19 protein-coding genes are annotated in these 18,311 nt (G+C 27.4%); 18 read left to right on the top strand and 1 reads right to left on the bottom strand.

Annotation, left to right across the window (positions count from 1 at the left end; genetic code table 11):
- Positions 1-1,198, top strand: a 1,198-nt coding sequence (locus tag RDX53_RS10790) for a dicarboxylate/amino acid:cation symporter (protein ID WP_307994129.1), incomplete at its 5' end; no start/stop codon positions are given.
- Between the two features lie 124 nt (positions 1,199-1,322).
- Here the strand turns inward: RDX53_RS10790 and RDX53_RS10785 are convergent.
- On the bottom strand, positions 1,323-2,345 hold the full coding sequence (locus tag RDX53_RS10785) for a LacI family DNA-binding transcriptional regulator (protein ID WP_307994128.1): 1,023 nt from the start codon (positions 2,343-2,345) through the stop codon (positions 1,323-1,325).
- 188 nt (positions 2,346-2,533) lie between these two features.
- On the opposite strand from RDX53_RS10785, the gene RDX53_RS10780 reads away from it, so the two are divergent.
- The 17 genes from RDX53_RS10780 to RDX53_RS10700 all read left to right on the top strand — a co-directional run.
- Positions 2,534-3,841, top strand: a complete 1,308-nt coding sequence (locus tag RDX53_RS10780) for a sugar ABC transporter substrate-binding protein (protein WP_195931066.1) — start codon at positions 2,534-2,536, stop codon at positions 3,839-3,841.
- Between the two features lie 5 nt (positions 3,842-3,846).
- Positions 3,847-4,731 (top strand): carbohydrate ABC transporter permease, encoded by an 885-nt coding sequence (locus tag RDX53_RS10775; protein ID WP_195931067.1) that lies wholly within the window; start codon positions 3,847-3,849, stop codon positions 4,729-4,731.
- Between the two features lie 3 nt (positions 4,732-4,734).
- On the top strand, positions 4,735-5,586 hold the full coding sequence (locus RDX53_RS10770; RefSeq protein ID WP_195931068.1) for a carbohydrate ABC transporter permease: 852 nt from the start codon (positions 4,735-4,737) through the stop codon (positions 5,584-5,586).
- Positions 5,587-5,589: 3 nt separating this feature from the next.
- Complete coding sequence (locus RDX53_RS10765; protein WP_007287039.1) at positions 5,590-6,711, top strand: ABC transporter ATP-binding protein; 1,122 nt, start codon at positions 5,590-5,592, stop codon at positions 6,709-6,711.
- Entirely contained in the window at positions 6,711-8,060 is a 1,350-nt protein-coding gene (locus RDX53_RS10760) for a glycoside hydrolase family 32 protein (RefSeq protein ID WP_307994127.1), read from the top strand. The genes RDX53_RS10765 and RDX53_RS10760 overlap by 1 nt, the downstream gene beginning before the upstream one ends.
- 21 nt (positions 8,061-8,081) lie before the next feature.
- Positions 8,082-9,044, top strand: coding sequence for a carbohydrate kinase (locus tag RDX53_RS10755; RefSeq protein WP_022071513.1), 963 nt, complete (start codon positions 8,082-8,084; stop codon positions 9,042-9,044).
- 41 nt (positions 9,045-9,085) lie between these two features.
- On the top strand, positions 9,086-9,391 hold the full coding sequence (locus RDX53_RS10750; RefSeq protein ID WP_330605492.1) for a DapH/DapD/GlmU-related protein: 306 nt from the start codon (positions 9,086-9,088) through the stop codon (positions 9,389-9,391).
- Positions 9,392-9,559: 168 nt separating this feature from the next.
- Positions 9,560-10,309: a sugar phosphate isomerase/epimerase gene (locus tag RDX53_RS10745; RefSeq protein ID WP_295675957.1), complete on the top strand. Its 750-nt coding sequence runs from the start codon at positions 9,560-9,562 to the stop codon at positions 10,307-10,309.
- A 209-nt stretch (positions 10,310-10,518) separates the two neighbouring features.
- Positions 10,519-11,130 (top strand): aminodeoxychorismate/anthranilate synthase component II, encoded by a 612-nt coding sequence (locus RDX53_RS10740; protein WP_307994126.1) that lies wholly within the window; start codon positions 10,519-10,521, stop codon positions 11,128-11,130.
- Positions 11,123-12,472 carry an aminodeoxychorismate synthase component I gene (gene pabB, locus RDX53_RS10735; protein ID WP_295779152.1) on the top strand — a complete coding sequence of 450 codons (1,350 nt, stop codon included), beginning with the start codon at positions 11,123-11,125 and terminating at the stop codon, positions 12,470-12,472. The genes RDX53_RS10740 and pabB overlap by 8 nt, the downstream gene beginning before the upstream one ends.
- Entirely contained in the window at positions 12,462-13,199 is a 738-nt protein-coding gene (locus RDX53_RS10730; protein ID WP_307994125.1) for an aminotransferase class IV, read from the top strand. Before pabB ends, RDX53_RS10730 begins: the two co-directional genes overlap by 11 nt.
- Before the next feature lie 16 nt (positions 13,200-13,215).
- A complete protein-coding gene (locus tag RDX53_RS10725; protein ID WP_307994124.1) occupies positions 13,216-13,878 on the top strand; it encodes a hypothetical protein in 663 nt (220 codons plus the stop codon).
- Between the two features lie 18 nt (positions 13,879-13,896).
- Positions 13,897-14,463 (top strand): GTP cyclohydrolase I FolE, encoded by a 567-nt coding sequence (gene folE, locus RDX53_RS10720; protein ID WP_216568865.1) that lies wholly within the window; start codon positions 13,897-13,899, stop codon positions 14,461-14,463.
- Positions 14,464-14,626: 163 nt separating this feature from the next.
- Positions 14,627-15,421, top strand: a complete 795-nt coding sequence (folP, locus tag RDX53_RS10715; protein WP_195929573.1) for a dihydropteroate synthase — start codon at positions 14,627-14,629, stop codon at positions 15,419-15,421.
- Between the two features lie 31 nt (positions 15,422-15,452).
- Positions 15,453-15,818, top strand: a complete 366-nt coding sequence (gene folB / locus RDX53_RS10710; protein WP_195929574.1) for a dihydroneopterin aldolase — start codon at positions 15,453-15,455, stop codon at positions 15,816-15,818.
- Positions 15,811-16,299 (top strand): 2-amino-4-hydroxy-6-hydroxymethyldihydropteridine diphosphokinase, encoded by a 489-nt coding sequence (gene folK, locus RDX53_RS10705; protein ID WP_307994123.1) that lies wholly within the window; start codon positions 15,811-15,813, stop codon positions 16,297-16,299. The genes folB and folK overlap by 8 nt, the downstream gene beginning before the upstream one ends.
- 383 nt (positions 16,300-16,682) lie before the next feature.
- Positions 16,683-18,311, top strand: a 1,629-nt coding sequence (locus tag RDX53_RS10700; RefSeq protein ID WP_307994122.1) for a P-loop NTPase fold protein, incomplete at its 3' end; no start/stop codon positions are given.

The raw sequence follows: 18,311 nt of genomic DNA, 5'->3' as shown, positions 1-18,311 counted from the left end.
ATTAAAATCTGTTCCAGATAATTATATAAAAGATACAATTATTGTAGGCGGAATTTTAAAAATATTCGGAACAGGATTTACAACTGCAATTAAAATGATGGTTGTGCCACTTGTATTTGTATCATTAGTATGTGGGACATCATCTATGGGAGATATAAAAAAATTAGGTAGAATAGGTACAAAGACAATGGCATTTTACTTATCTACAACAGCAGTAGCAATAATAATAGCTTTATTTTTAGGGAGTGTATTAAAACCAGGCGCAGGGCTTGATATGAGCCATATGGTAAGTGGCGAAGTATCAATTGGTGAATCTAAATCACTAGTAGATATAATATTAGGGATAGTTCCATCGAATCCAATAAAAGCATTTGCAGATGGAGAAATGTTACAGATAATATTCTTTGCAATGATTACAGGGATAGCAATGAGTATTGTTGGAAAAAAAGCTGAACCTGTTAGAGTGATATTTGAAAGTTTAAACGAAATATGCATGAAAATGGTAGGAATAATAATGTTATTTGCTCCATACGGTGTATTTGCTTTAGTTTGTGATACATTCTCATCAGTAGGACAAGATGCAATCCTTGTACTTATTAAATATATAGCAGTAGTTTTATTAGGTATGGGAATACATATAACTTGTGTATATGGAGGAATGTTTAAATTATTTACAAAAGAAAAAATAATGCCATTTTTAAAGAAATTTACATCAGTAGCAGCTATAACATTCTCAACAGCATCAAGTAATGCATCAGTACCAGCAAGTATGGAAATACTTGAAGAATTAGGGGTAGGAAAAACTACTAGATCATTTACTATACCAATGGGAGCAACTATAAATATGGACGGAACTGCTATAATGCAAGGTGTTGCAGCATTATTTATAGCTCAAATATACGGAATTGACTTAAGTATAAATCAAATGATTACAATAATTTTAACAGCGACTTTAGCATCAATCGGAACAGCAGGTGTTCCAGGTGTCGGAATGATAATGTTATCTATGGTATTAACATCTGTAAATCTTCCACTTGAAGGAATAGGGCTTATAATGGGTGTTGAAAGAATAATAGACATGTTTAGAACTACTGTAAATGTAATGGGTGACAATATCTGTACACTTATAATTGCAAATAGTGAAAATGACTTTGATAAAGATATGTTCTATGGAGAAAAAGAAGAACAATTAGCTTAATTTAAAGATACAAAAGGGATATAAAGCAAGTAAGATTTGCATTATATCCCTTTTATATTTAAATAGAAAATGATATTTATATGCTAAAAACAACTTATATTTTAAAAGTATAAACTATAAAAAATTATAATGTTGATTCTCTTTTTACAATAGTAGGGTCTATGACTACGTGTTTATTAACTCTTAGACAGCCTTTTTTATTTTTACGATTTATTTTTATTCCCTCTGTTAATATAGATAAAGTATTTTGGGTAATTTTATTAACATCTTGTTTAATTGAAGTTAATGGTATAAATGACTCTATTGCAGCTGGAGAATCATCAAAGCCAATTACCTCATAATCATCAGGAATAGATTTATTGTTTTTTACAAGTATTTTGATAAAATAATTGGCTAAAGTATCATTACTTAAAAATACCCCAATTTTTTTGCCGTTATATTTAGCTTCTATTTTTTTAAAAATATTAAATAATTTACTTGTAGTATCGCTTATATCGTTATTGAAAGCTTCATAAAACACCATATGTTCAATATTTTTATCTAAACAGATATTTTCAAAGGCCTTAATTCTATCGATTGATGGAATTTCCTCTGATATAGGACTATTTATATGTATTAACACATCACAATTATTTTCAATAAGGGTGTTTGTAGCTAAAGATGCACCCAAGTAGTTATTTGTATCGACGCTTGAAATATATTTAGATTCCCTTTCGATTCCCACAATAGGTATATTATAATCTTTTAATTGTATAGAAGGGATACAGGAACTAATCATAATTAAGCCTTCAATTTGATATGCTAATAACTCATCTATATACTCTTTTTCTTCATCGATATTTCCATTACTAGTAAAAACTAAAAATTTATAACCATATCTAGAATAAGTGTTTAATATAGAATTTAGTAAATATGAATAAAAGTGTAATTCTAGTTTTGGTGCAATTATTCCTATAAATTCTGTTTTCCCATTAGAGAATATTTTAGCAACCTTATTTTTTTTATAATTCAATTCTTTTAGGGCATTTTCTATTAATAGACTTGTCTCTTTAGTAAGGTTTTCTGGAGAATTAAAATATCTAGAAATTGTAGCAGTAGATAAGTTTGTATACTTAGCTATATCGCTATATGTAATATTTTTTTTCAAAATAACACCTCTTTATAATAAATAATTAATATTAAGTTTATCAAATAAATAAGTGTTTATCAATATTATAGGAAATAAAGAAAAAACAATTGGAAATAGAAAAAATTATAGTTGACCAAATTGGAAAAAATATGATATTATGAAAATGTAATCGATTACATAACAAAATTAAGGGGGAATTAATTTAAATGACAAAAAAAATTGGGAGTATTCTATTAATTTTCATATTGATAATAAGTTTGGTTGGATGTGAAAAGAAAATAGAAACGGGAAGTATTAGTGGCTTTGACAAAAATGAGGAGTACATTTCTATGTGGGTACATACAATAGAAAATACTCCAGAAGGGGAAGCATACAAAAAAAGTGTAGAACTTTTTAATAAAAAATATGATGGAAAATATTTTTTAGACATAGAGTTTATTCCACGTAATGAAAACGGAGGGGGATACTCAGATAAAATTAATGCTGGTGTTATGTCAGGAGACTTACCTGATATTATAACAGTTGATGGACCAAATGTTTCAGCATATGTAGCTAATAATATAATACAGCCTCTAGAAGGTGTATCAGAAAAAGACAAATCTGTATATTTAGATTCTATAATAGAACAAGGAACAGTTAATAATAAGCTTTACGCGCTAGGTGCTATGGAATCAAGCGTTGGATTATATTATAACAAAGATATAATAGAAAAGGCTGGTATTGAAATTCCTAGTATGGATGATCCATGGACTTGGGATGAATTTTATGAAGTATGCGAAAAAATAAAAAATGTCATTCCGGAAAACGATTATCCGATTGATATGACATTCCCTTCAGGAGAAACAACAATTTACTACTATGCACCTTTTATATGGTCTAATGGGGGAAATTTTGTGAGTGAAGATGGATTAACGGTTGATGGATATTTTAATTCAGAAAAGACTTATGAAACAGTGGATTATTTCAAAAAATTACTAGACAATAAGATGTTTTCAAAAACTAAGATAGAGAATTTATTTGAACTTGAAAGAGCAGCATTTAAATTTGATGGTGCTTGGCTAGTTAATAATATGAAAACTAGTTATCCAGATTTTAATCTAGGCATTGCACCTTATCCTGTAGGAAATGATTGGAACCAAGAAAAATATACACCAACAGGTTCATGGACATATGCAGTAAGTACTAATTGTACTAATGTAAGTGCAGCTACAGAAGCTGTTAAATGGTTAAGTGGTGTTGAAAGTGGTGTCATTCTAAGTGAATTAACTGGAAATATGCCTTCTACATATGAGGCATATGATAAATTACCTCAATTTAAAGATGGATTATATGCATTTTTAAAAGAACAATTAATAACTTATGGTCATCCAAGACCTAAAACACCAGTTTATCCTCAAGTGAGCGAGCAATATCAAAGATCACTAGAAGATATAGTTTTAAATAATAAAGATAAAAAAGATACAATCGAATACTCTGTGGAAAGGATAGACGCAAAATTAAAGCGTTATAGATAGATGAAATGGCTAAAAATAATACAGTAGAAAAAAGAAACTCTATTCTTGGTATGTCATTCTTTGGACCAGCGTTAGTACTTATGGCACTATTTCTATTCATACCAATGATTTTAACACTTGTGTTTAGTTTTACGGATTTCTTTGCATTAAATCCAAGCTTGACAAGCTTTGTTGGATTAGACAATTATGTAGCATTATTTAGAGATAGATTATTTGTTCAAGCTTTTGGAAATACAATTTTATTTGTAATTATAATAGTTCCTTTTCAAATGGGACTTGCTTTTGGACTTGCATTGTTTATAGATAAAATATCATATTGTAAAACTTATTTTAAAATATCATTTTTTATCCCAGTAGTAATGTCGCTAGCTGTAGTTTCTACTTTATGGATGCAAATATACAATGCAGAAGGTATTTTAAATACTCTTTTAGGATGGATAGGAATAGATCCACAACCATTCATATATAGTGCAAAACAAGCACTTCCTTCAATTGCATTTATGAGTATATGGCAAGGGGCAGGATATCAAATGCTAATTTTCTTAGGAGGATTACAAGCGATATCACCTAGTTTATATGAAGCAGCGGAAATAGACAATGCATCTGCATGGGCTAAATTTAGATACATAACTTTACCATCATTAAAACCAATTTTGATATTTGTATTTATAACAATAACAATTGGTGCATTTAAAATGGTTGTTCAACCTATGGTTATGACAGGTGGTGGACCTTCATATTCTACATACACATTAGTATATGACATATACCAAACTGGTACAGTAAACTGGGAAATAGGAACTGCATCTGCTATGTCTATAGTATTTGCAATATTTGTAATAATTCTAACAATAATACAAAATAAAATAACAAAGGACAAGGAGGAATAGGATATGAAGAGTCAGAAACGTAAAATTATTGAAATAATTGTATGTGTAATTATGATAGGAGTTTCATTATTATTCTTATTCCCTATAATATGGATGATAGCAAATTCATTTAAAGGAGATGCTCAAATCATAAAAGATATGAATACATTTGGAGCATTTATACCACCTACTTTAGATGGAAATTTCTTTAGTAACTATATAACTATAATTCAAAATTCTGATTTAATGAAGTATATGTGTAATACAGTTTTTTATGCAGCTATACTTATCGTGTTAAGTGTTTTAGTAAATGGTTTAGCAGGATATGCACTTGCTAAAATTAAATTCCCATTTAGAGAAGGTTGGGTATTAGTAATAACTTTACTTATGATAGTACCAGCTGAAACTATAATAACAATTAACTACATGATGATTGCAAAGGCTGGTTTATTAAATAATATAATAGGATATATTTTACCATTGATAGTCAATCCATTTAATATATTCTTATTTAGACAAGTATTTGTACAACTACCTGATGAGCTTAGAGAAGCTGCTGAAATGGATCACTGCGGAACTTTAAAATATTTTTTAAAAATAGTACTTCCAATGTCAAAATCAGTTGTGGCTACAGTTAGTGTATTTACTTTTTTAAATGTATGGAACGACTTTATATGGCCATCTTTAATATTTACATCTAATGATTTATTAACAGTGCAAATAGGGTTAAATTCTATAACAGCTAACGATAATACAACTACAGGACAAGTATTAGCTACAATTTCATTAATAACAATACCAGTAATAATTATTTATTCATTATTCTCTAAACAAATTGTTGAGGGAGTTACTACAACAGGAACTAAGGAGGGCTAAGATATGAGATTTGTATCTTTAAAAAATGTAAATAAACAATATAAAGGAAATAATAAAAAATCAGTTACAGATTTTAATTTAGATATAGAAAAAGGAGAATTTATAGCATTTGTAGGTCCATCTGGATGCGGTAAATCTACTACACTTAGAATGATAGCGGGATTTGAAGAAGTTACAGAAGGAAAAATAGAAATAGACAACAAAGTTGTAAATGACTTATTACCAAGAGATAGAGGAATAGCTATGGTTTTTCAAAATTATGCTTTATATCCTCATATGACAGTAGAAAAAAATATAGCTTTTGGACTTAAAAATATAAAAACTCCACAAGAAGAAATCAATAAAAAAGTAGATTGGGCAATAGATGTTTTAGGGCTTGAGGAATATAGAAAGAGAAAACCTAAAAATCTATCAGGAGGACAACGCCAAAGAGTTGCACTTGGAAGAGCTATAGTCCGTAATCAAAAAGTATTTTTAATGGATGAACCATTATCAAATTTAGATGCAAAATTACGTGTAAGTATGAGAAATGAAATAACAAAATTACATAGAGAATTAGGAGCAACTACTATTTATGTAACTCATGATCAAGTAGAAGCTATGACTATGGCAGATAGGATAGTAGTAATGAAAGATGGAGTTATTCAACAAATAGGTTCACCAATTAAGCTTTATGATGAACCTGTAAATAAATTTGTTGCTGGATTTATTGGATCTCCACAGATGAATTTTATAGAAGTAAATGTAAAAGATGATGTAGTAGAATTTAATGATGGAAATAAAATACATATAACTAAAGGAATTAGAGATAGATTACAAAAATCAGGAAAAATGATTTTAGGTATTAGAGGAGAAGATATTAAATTTGATTCTTTAAATATGGAACTTAGAAAAGATGATATATTAAAAGCTACAGTAAGCAATGTTGAAGTTATGGGAAATGAAAATAATATATACTTCACATTAGGAGGGGAAACAATAATAGCAAGAGCATCTAAATATGATTTAAAAAGTATAGGAGAAGAAATTGAATTTGTAATAGACTCAAATAGATTACACTTTTTCGATATAGAAACTGAAGAAAGTATACTTAACTATTTAAATGAAAGTGAGACAGCAATATAATGAAAAATAAATCAATAAATAAACCAAAGTTACATCTAACAGGAAAAAGAAATTGGATTAATGATCCGAATGGATTGATATACTATAAAGGAAAGTATCATATGTTTTATCAACATTTTCCTTATGCACCTCAATGGGGAACTATGCACTGGGGACATGCTATAAGTGATGATATGGTAAATTGGACTTATGAACCAATAGCGCTATTTCCAACAAAATTATATGATAGAAATGGGTGCTTTTCAGGTAGTGCAATAGAGGTAAATGGAGATTTATATTTATATTATACTTCTGTTAAATATCTAGATACACCTGAAGATAATATAACAGTACCAAAAGATGATTTATTTGAAGCATCACAAGCTATGATTATATCTAAAGATGGATTTAATTTTGATAATTTCAATGATAAATCTTTGATAATACCTGCTATTGAAGATAAAGATTTAGGTCATTACACACATACTAGGGATCCTAAAGTATGGGAATATAAAGATAATTACTATATAATTCTTGGAACTAAGGTAAAAAAAGACGATAATGAAAAATATACAGGAAAGTTATTATATTATAAAAGTAAAGATGCGAAGAAATGGGAATATATAAATTCATTTGAATTACATGGATTAGGAGATATGTGGGAGTGCCCTGATATATTTTCTGTAGATGGAAAATATGTATTAACACTTTCGCCAGAAAATTATTATACTGGTGGAATAAATCCAACTAATAATGCAGTATTTGGAATTGTAGATTTTGAAGAAGAAACTTGTAATACAAAATTTAAAAAGGATGACTTTAGAGTAGTAGATTTAGGATTAGATTACTATGCTCCACAGTCATTTATAGATAAAGAAGGTAGACGAGTTCAAATTGGTTGGATAAGAATGAATAAACCTTTTGAAAATCATACATGGTTAGGTATGATGAGTTTACCAAGAGTTGTAGAAGTTAAAAATGGACAAATTATTACTAATGTTCATCCAAATATATCATCTTTATTTACAAAAGAAGTAGATATAGACCATGTAGATTTAAAAAATAGTATATGTATAAAAGCTACTTTAAAAAATAATTCAAAAATAAATATCGGAGGATATGAAATATCATTTGAAAATAATACTATAACTGGTGATAGAACTAAAGTTTGTAATCAAGAAAATGTAGCTTTAAAATCATCAACTAAAGTATTAGAAGATAATTGCTATATAGAAGTATATATTGACTATGGAGTAGTAGAAGTTTATATAAATAATGGACAATATGTAATGAGCCATATTGTAAACCCATTAGAAAGTAAATTAGAAGCAAGTAATTTAAGTGATTTTAAAGTATATACTATTAACTAGTAAGGAAAGGAACTTATAAATATGAAATACGATGTAGTAGCTCTCGGGGAATTATTAATTGATTTTACCATTGATGGTAAAAGTAATCAGGGCAATAATACTTATGAAGCTAATCCAGGAGGTGCTCCTTGCAATGTATTAGCTATGCTAAATAAGATGAATAAAAAAACTGCTTTTATAGGAAAAGTAGGAAACGATGCTTTTGGCCAAATATTAAAAAAGACAATCGATGATGTAGGTATAGATTCTAAGGGTTTAATGTTTGATGAACATGTTAATACTACATTAGCTTTTGTAAATATTGATGAAAATGGAGAAAGAAGCTTTTCATTTTATAGAAATCCTGGAGCAGATATGATGCTAACAGAAGAAGAAGTAGATTTTGAAATTATAAAAAACGCAAAAATATTCCATTTTGGAACATTATCAATGACACATGAAAAAGTCAGAATGGCTACAAAAAGGGCAATAGATGAAGCAAAAAAACGAAATATATTAATATCTTTTGATCCTAATTTAAGACCATTATTATGGGAAGATTTAAATTTAGCAAGAGAACAAATCGACTTTGGATGTTCTGTATGCGATATTTTAAAAATAGAAGATGAAGAAGCTAAGTTTTTAACTAATTGTGATAATATAGAAGAAGCTGTGGAAATATTAAAAAATAAATACAACATAAAGATTATTTTATTAACTGCCGGAAGTAAAGGAAGTACAGCATATTATAAGGATTTAGTTGTAAAACAAGAAGCTTATTTACAATCAAATACTATAGATACAACTGGAGCAGGGGATACTTTTTGTGGAAGTTGTTTAGGTTATATAATAGAAAATGATATAGATAATTTAAATGAAGAAAAAATAAAAGATATGATTTCTTTTGCTAGTGCAGCAGCATCTATAGTAACTACAAAAAAAGGTGCAATTTGTTCTATGCCAGAAATTGAAGAAGTAGAAAAATTGAGAAAAAAATATGAGTAATTTATATAATTGTTTGTAAAGTTGAAATAGGAAATAATGTCATGTTTGGACCAAGAGTATCTGTATTTACAGCAGGTCATCCAATAGATGCAGATGTAAGAATTACAGGTCTTGAATTTGGAAAAGAAATAAAAATTGGAAATAATGTATGGATAGGTGGAAATACTGTTATAACCCCAGGAGTCAAAATAGGGGACAATGTAATTATAGGTGCTGCATCAGTAGTTACAAAGGATATAGAAGACAATGTAATAGCTGTAGGTAATCCTTGCAAGATTTTAAGGAAAATAACAGAGAAGGATAAGATATATTGGAATAAAAAGAAAGAAGAGTACTTTCAAGATTAAAAAGATATAATTAGAAAATATAGATTTATTTGTTAAATTGAAAATATCTGAAACCAACTTAATATGGTTTTGGATATTTTCTTTTTTAGGTTATATTATTATTTTGATATAATAGATAAAATAGAATAAAAGATTAAAAAAGTTTTAATTTATGGAAAGGGTGAGTTTATGAAAATAGGAATTTCAGCATTAAAATTTAATTTAGAAGATGCGTTAAATATATGTAAAAAAAATAAAAAAATAAGCCATATCGAGATGGGAATTGACAACTTAGAAGATGTAGAATCTTTAAAAAAATATAAAGACGAGATAAATAAATTGAATTTAAGTATATCAATTCACCTTCCGATGGAATTAAATACTTGTGAAGATATAAAATTTATAAGAAATTCATGGGTAGATTTTATATGCGAGATGGATAAAATTTTGAGTTTAGACTTTGATATAAAATACTACAATGCTCATTTAGGATATATAATGACAAGTAGATTAGAAAAAAATAGACAAAAATATTTAGACAATACAGTTGAATTTTTAAATGAACAAAAATTAAATCAAAAGTTAAATGACAAGTTTTTTACTGTAGAAAATACATACTCTAAAAAAGGTGATTTTTCAAATGTAGGAAATAATAAAGATGATTTTAATTATATTTTTAATAAAATTGAAAATAACAACGTTTATTTTTGTTATGATACAGGACATGATTTAATAAATCCTAGCAATTATGACAAATTAAATTATAAAACAAAAGTAATTCACTTTAGCGACAATAATGGTTTAGAAGATTTACATCTGGGATATAAAAAAGGTATTTTAGGTTCTGAGGTATTTGAAAAAATAAAAAAAGTAGATCCTGAGTATTTAATTTTAGAGATGAATTTTGATGATATAGAAGATACATTAAAATATTTTTAAATAAAATTATAATACAAAAACATATTTCTACAGAAAGTAGTATTTTTTCTATATCTAAAAAATAATTTAAATTTATTATATCTTAATGCAATAGAATTAAAATGTGCTATAATCTAACTACGTAGTTAAATTTACATCATATAAATATATCCCATTTTGTACGCAATATAATAGTTTTATAGGAAAAATTTAAAAAAGGGAGAAAGAACATGATTCTAATGATAGATAACTATGATTCTTTCGTCTATAACTTAGTTCACTACTTTGAAGAACTAGACGAAGAGATAATAGTAAAAAGAAATGATGAAATTACGATAGACGATATAAAAATATTAAACCCTGAAATTATCGTATTATCACCGGGACCATGTAGTCCAAATGAAGCTGGAATTTGTATAGAGACAGTAAAATATTTTAAAGGCATTATACCTATACTTGGTATATGTTTAGGGCATCAAACTATAGGACAAGTATTTGGAGCTAAAATAGTAAAAGCTATTGAACCAGTTCATGGAAAAGTACACAGTATAACTCATGATAATAAAGGAGTTTTTACAAACTTAAAAAATCCTCTAAATGTCACAAGATACCATTCTTTAGTAGTTGAAAGAGAGACTCTTCCAGATAAGTTAGAGATATCTGCAGAAACTAAAGAAGGAGAGATAATGGGTCTTAGACATAAAGATTATATGATAGAAGGTGTTCAATTCCATCCAGAGGCAGTTCTTACTGAATATGGACATGAACTTTTACAAAACTTTATTACTTTAGCTAGAGAAAAATCATCTAACTTAAAAGAAAGGGAAAAACAAGATGCTTAGAGAGATTGATACTAGATTAAATGCATTTGAAATTTATACAATATTCAAAGACGAAGACGACAGCTTTATTTTAGACAGCGCTATGGACCCTAAAAAACTAGGGAGGTACTCTTTTATAAGTAGTAATCCTTTTAAAAAAATAAAAACAAAAGATTCTCAAACTAACCCTCTTGATTTATTACAAGAGGAACTTAAATATCACCAGGGCGAAAATGACACACATTTGCCATTTGTAGGTGGGGCTGTAGGATACTTATCTTATGATTTAGGCAATTATATGGAAAAACTTCCACAAATCGCAAAAGATGATATGGGAGTATATGATTTATACTTTGGTTTTTACAATTGGGTAGTTGTAGTAGACCATCTAGAAGATAAAACTTACATTGCCACTCCGAATTTAGACAGAAAAAAAGAAGAATCTTTAATTGATGAAATTGAAAGTAGAATAAAATATTCAGAGCAAAAAGGAATAGACCATATTTGTTATGAATCTAAAAACATTAAACCTATAAAACTAACTTCAAATTTCACGAAACAAGAATTTGAAAACGCCGTACAAAAAGTAAGAGATTATATAAGAAGCGGAGATATATATCAAGCAAATTTAACTCAACGTTTTAGTGGTCAAACCACTTTATCTAGTTATGAATTATATAGAGATTTAAGAAGATTTTCTCCAGCACCTTTTGGAGCATTTTTAAACTTCGACAAATTCCATATATTATCTAACTCACCAGAGAGATTTATAAAATGCATAGATAGAAAATTAGAGACTAGACCTATAAAAGGTACTAGACCTAGAGGAAAAGATGAAGCTGAGGATTTAAAATTAAGAGAAGAATTAGTAAATAGCGAAAAAGACAGAGCAGAATTGCTTATGATAGTCGACCTTGAGAGAAATGATTTATCTAGAGTATCTAAAGTAGGCAGTGTAAAAGTTCCAGAGCTATTTGTAATTGAACCTTATGCAAATGTAAATCACTTAGTATCAACAGTTGTAGGAACTTTAAAAGATGACTACAGCGTTGTAGATGTGATAAAGGCGACTTTCCCTGGAGGATCTATAACAGGTGCACCTAAAATAAGATCTATGGAGATTATTGAGGAATTAGAGCCGACAAAGAGAAATGTATACACAGGTTCTATAGGATATATAGGATTTGATGGAAATATGGATTTAAACATAGCTATAAGAACAATAGTAAAACAAGATGAAAATGTATACTTCCAAGTTGGTGGAGGTATGACATGGGGGTCTAATCCTAGTGACGAATATCAAGAAACACTAGATAAGGCAGCATCTATAATGAAAGCTCTTAGAGGTTATTATGAAGAATAATGTTTCTTTTAATTCAGAACTTGCAAAATTCGGTATAGGTTTATTTGAAACTATAAAAGTTACAAATTATCCACTGGATTTAGATTTGCATATAAATAGGCTATATAATTCAGCCAAAGAATTAAACTTGAATATAAATAAAGAAAAAGAGTTTTATAAAAAAACTATATTAGAATATATAAAAGAAAATAATGTAGAAAATAAAGCGCTAAGGCTTACTGTATTTGATGAAGGGTATAATATAAGTTTAAGAGATATAACTTATAATGAAGATACATATAAAAAAGGCTTTAGCCTGTGTATATCGCCGATTAAAAGAGGAAACAGCATAATATATAGACACAAGACAACTAACTATTATGAAAGTATATACTCTAAGCACTATGCAACTGATAGAGGATTTGATGACGCTATTTTTTTAGATAGTTTTTCAAATATACTAGAGTGTTCAATGAGCAATATATTCTTCATAAAACAAAACACTATATATACGCCGAAAAAAACATCACCACTTTTAAACGGTATAATGAAGCTAAATATAGAGACAATTTGTAAAAAATTAAATATAAATTTAGTAGAATGTGATATAAACATTTCATCAATAGATGAATTTGAAAGTGTATTTGTAACTAATAGTTTAATGGGCATAATGCCGGTTACAAATATAGAAAAAAACAACTATAATAAAGAAAATAAACTAATAAAAATATTAAAAGAAAATCTATAAATAAGGAAGTGAACCTATGTCAAAGCTAAGTGAGATATTTAAACAAGAAATAGATTTGATAAAAAAAGACGAAAATACTTTAGGTATTGTACTTGTAGGTTCTAGCAAAGATTTAGATTTTGAAAAAGGTACAGAAATAAACGATATAGATCTTTTTATATTTACAAAAGAACAACAAAAAGACCAAATCAGAATAAATAAAGTAATATCATCTATAGAATTTGATTTAAATTATATTTCTAAACAGGGATGTAATAACTTTATAAATAAAAAAGAGTACTTCTTCTTAAAGATAAACGACGGAAAGATAATATACGACACTTGTGATTATGCAAAAGATATACTTAAAAAGTGCAAAGAGGCATATGAAAAAGGTCCAGAAAAATTATCACAAGAAGAAAAAACAAATAAAATGATTGAAATAAATTCAGAAATACAAAAACTAAAATCTAAAGATGGATTTGAAGATTTTGAATACAATTTTTTTGTAAATATAGCACTTAGAGATTTAATTATAATGTATTATATTAAAAATGATAAATGGGTACCTAAGGACAAAAAATTAATAAAAAGCATAAAAAAAGACGATAAAAATATATATAACATACTAAAAAACGAGTCTTTTGATAAGTACGAGATGCTATTAAACATATATAAATATATACAAAAGTGTCCTTAGAATTTTTGGAGGTATAACATGGCAGTAGATCAAGCTAAAATAAGAAAAGCAGTTAGAGATATATTAGAGGCAATAGGAGAAGATCCAGATAGAGAGGGATTAGTAGGGACTCCTGACAGAGTTGCTAGAATGTATGATGAAATATTCTGTGGATTACATCAAGATCCAAGAGAGCATCTAAAAGTATTATTTGCAGATGAAAAACATGAAGAAATGGTTGTAGTAAAAGATATACCATTCTATTCAAGTTGTGAACATCACTTAGTACCATTCTTCGGAAAAGCTCACGTGGTTTATATACCAAAAGACGGAAGATTAACTGGTTTATCTAAATTAGCTAGAGTTATAGAGACAATAGCAAAAAGACCACAATTACAAGAAAGAATAACTAAAGATACAGCAAACATAATAATGGAAGAATTAAGACCTTATGGAGTTATGGTAGTTGTAGAAGCTGAGCATATGTGTATGACTATGCGTGGAGTTAAAAAACCAGGTTCAAAAACTGTAACTTCTGCTGTTAGAGGTGTATTTGAAAATGATGCACTAGCTAGAAGTGAAGCTATGGCTTTAATAAACTTATAAGATAATACTACATTTTTAAAAGTTATATTCACTATTTTTTAGTGGGTATAACTTTTAATACAGTTTAGATAAAATTATATATAGAAATTTTAAATTATATAATACTATTTAACTTGAAAAATACTACAATTAAATAAATAGAAATTTTTAAGAGGAGAAAAAAATGTTAGATTACGGGAAAAAAACATATATAATGGGAATATTAAATGTAACACCAGACAGTTTTTCTGATGGTGGAGATTTTACAAACGTAGACATAGCTGTAAATCACGCAAAAGAAATGATTAATTTAGGTGCAGATATGATAGATTTAGGCGGAGAATCTACAAGACCGGGTCACAAATTTGTATCAGCAGAAGAAGAAATATCTAGAATAGTTCCAGTTATAAAGAGGCTAAAAGAAGAGATAGACGTTCCAATATCAATAGACACTTATAAAAGTGAAGTTGCAGAAGAAGCTTTAAAACTAGGTGTAGACATGGTAAACGACGTTTGGGGCTTAACTTACGATGGTAAAATGGCAGACGTAGTTGCAAAATACGACGGTGAAGTTTGTATAATGCACAATCAAGAAGGAACAACATACGACAAAGACATAATAGAATCAATAAAAGAGTTTTTACAAAAAAGTATAGACATGGCGCTTGAAGCAGGTGTCAAAAAAGAAAAAATAGTACTAGATCCAGGTATAGGATTTGGTAAAACTTATGAACAAAATATAGAAGTTTTAAATAGATTAGGTGAACTTAGAGATTTAGGATATCCAATATTACTTGGAACATCTAGAAAATCAGTTTTAGGAAAGATACTAGAAGGTTCTACTCCAAAAGAAAGAGTAAACGCAACTGTAGCGACTACTGTGCTTGGCGTTAGAGATGGTGTTGATATAGTAAGAGTTCATGATGTAAAAGAAAACAAAGAAGCTGCAATGGTAGCTGATGCAATGTATAGAAAATAACAAACAATCAATATAATTAGCGAGGTGTAATATGGATAAAATATTGATGAATAACTTAGGATTTTACGGGTATCACGGTGTTTTAAAAGAAGAAGCTACTTTAGGACAAAAGTTCTTTATAGATATGGAACTTTACCTAGATACAAGAGAAGCTGGTCAAACTGACGATATGAACAAATCTGTAAGCTATGCAGATGTTTATGAATTAGTAAAAGAAATAGTAGAAAATAAACGATTTAATTTATTAGAAGCATTAGCAGAAAATATAGCAGAAGAAGTTTTAAATAAATTCGACCTTTTAAAAGGAATAATGGTCAGAGTTAAAAAGCCAGAAGCTCCAGTACCTGGAATATACGATTACTTCGGTGTCGAGATAAAAAGGGCAAAAGATGAATAGAGCTTACTTAGGACTTGGGACAAATATGGGAGATAGGCTTGACTATCTAAATAAGGCATGCGATTTATTAAGTCAAAACGAAAATATAATATCTCTTAAAAAATCAAACCTTTACGAAACTAAAGCGTGGGGATATACAGAACAAGCTGATTTTTTAAATATATGTGTCGAAATAGAAACAAACCTAGCTCCATACGACCTTCTAAGTCTATGCCAAGAAATAGAAAATAAATTAGATCGTGTAAGAGTTATAAGATGGGGACCTAGAACAATAGATATAGACGTACTTTTTTACAACGACGTAGTATCTACAGAAGAAAAACTTCTAATCCCACATCCAAGAATAAAAGAAAGAGCCTTCGTGCTTGTGCCGCTTATGGACTTAAATAAAGAACTTAGTATAGATGGTAAGACTATAGAAGCTTATTTAGAACATTTAAGTCAGGAAGAAAGAGACGAGGTTAAGAAATTTAGATTGTAATATGGAAAGATGTCTGGAATTGATTTTCTAGGCATCTTTTTGTATTATAAATGGCTCTATTTTTATAAAGTAGAAAAGAATTATATTTTGCATAGATTTTTATTTTTATGTAAAAATGATATAATAAATAAAGAAAACATAAATAATTAGATAATATTATTGAAGATATATATTATTAAAAACTTTAACTCATTTATACATACAATATAAAAAATAGAACTTATAAGTAACAAAAAAAATAATTGACTCTGTAAGATATAACTTAATACTAAAACTTATGAGTTATAACTTAATATAAAGTGTTAGAAAATATTAGAATATAATTTTAAAAACTCTCTACAAATAGACTTGTGGATAGTTTTATATTAAGGGGGAAAATATTTATGAGTAATCTACTTGAGAATAATTTTATTATGAATTTTATAATATCAATTTATATAGTATTGTTCATTAACAGAGTAATTGGAATAGAGTTTAAATTTTTAAAAAAATATACAGGAGACATATTAAAAGTATTAATAATAAATATTAGTATTGCTATAATAATACATAATGTTATCAATATAAGTAGTAGCAATGAAGTTATAAATATAATAGAGGTTATTTATAATAATTTTTTATCTATAGTTATAGTGTTATTGTTAATTTGTTTGATAGATAAATACTTAATTGATAAAAGTTTAAATAGTTATATAAAATATTTTATAATTTTAAGTAATATATACATGTATTTAGCTATAATTTTAGAGAAGAGTAGTTTACAAATAATTTTAGCTATAATTGTATTTATGGTATGTAAACTTTTAGATTATAAATGTATTATTGACAATAAGTATGAAGGTTTAAAAGAATCATTTAGTATAAAAGGATATATTTTTTATTCTATTTTGCTATTTATAGTGATTTATTATGGGTTTAATTGTTTAGAAAATAAATTATGGGATAAAGGTATTTTAACCATTTTAGTACTTTGTTTAATTGTATGTTATTTATTACATAAGGATTTAAAACTAAAGGTACAAGATAATTCTGAAATAGATGACTTGAGTGATAAAGAAATAGTAAAAAGAGGTCAATTGTTTGAAACAAGAAGAAAAGAATTAGATTATGTACTGAAATATTTTAGGGATTATAAAAATAAAATAAAAGAGCCCTTTGCTGTTTCAATTTCTGGGAAATGGGGAGAAGGAAAAACAAGTTTTACAAATGTGTTGAAGGAAGAGTTGAAGAATGATTATATTATTCTTGATATACAACCAATGATAACAGATACAAAAGAAGGACTAATAAAGTATTTTGCTAGTAACTTAGAAAATCAATTTATACAGCAAGGTATAGATATAGGTTCTGATAGTAGTATTGAAGGGTATTTCAATGCAGTATTTAGTTTAATAGATGATAAAGGTATTATTTACAATAATAGTATTTTAAAAAAAAATATTAATATAGACCAATTAGATTTAAGAGAAAAAAAACTATATTTACAAGATGATATAGATAAATTGATATCAAAAAGCAAAAAAAATATTTTAGTCGTAGTTGATGATTTTGATAGAGTGAATAATGAAACTAGATATTCTATACTTACATTTATAAAAGAAATAGTAAATTTTAATGGTATAAAAACAATAATTTTACTAGATTATTCAATAGTAAAAAATGAAGATAATAAAATAACTTATGAGTTTTTAGAAAAATTTATAAATAAAAGATTTGAATTAAGTAGAATTGATAAAGATGAAATATTACAATATTATGAGAAAATAGTTTATAAAGATGAAATGCAAGAGAATGATTGTGATTTTGATTCGAAACTAAATAATATAATTAAGGATATTAATAATAATGTTAAATGTATCATGTATAATTTAGATAGTAGAACGTATAAATATAATAAACATATTCAAGAATTAAAAGCTACAAATAAAAAAGCTACAAATAAAGATGAAGAAAAAAAAGAAGTTAAAAATATAAAAGAAAAAATACTTGAGACTGAAGCTCTTAAAATAGAA

Source organism: uncultured Intestinibacter sp., assembly GCF_902468165.1.
Lineage (GTDB): Bacteria > Bacillota > Clostridia > Peptostreptococcales > Peptostreptococcaceae > Intestinibacter.
This window is presented reverse-complemented; position numbering and strand designations above follow the sequence as displayed.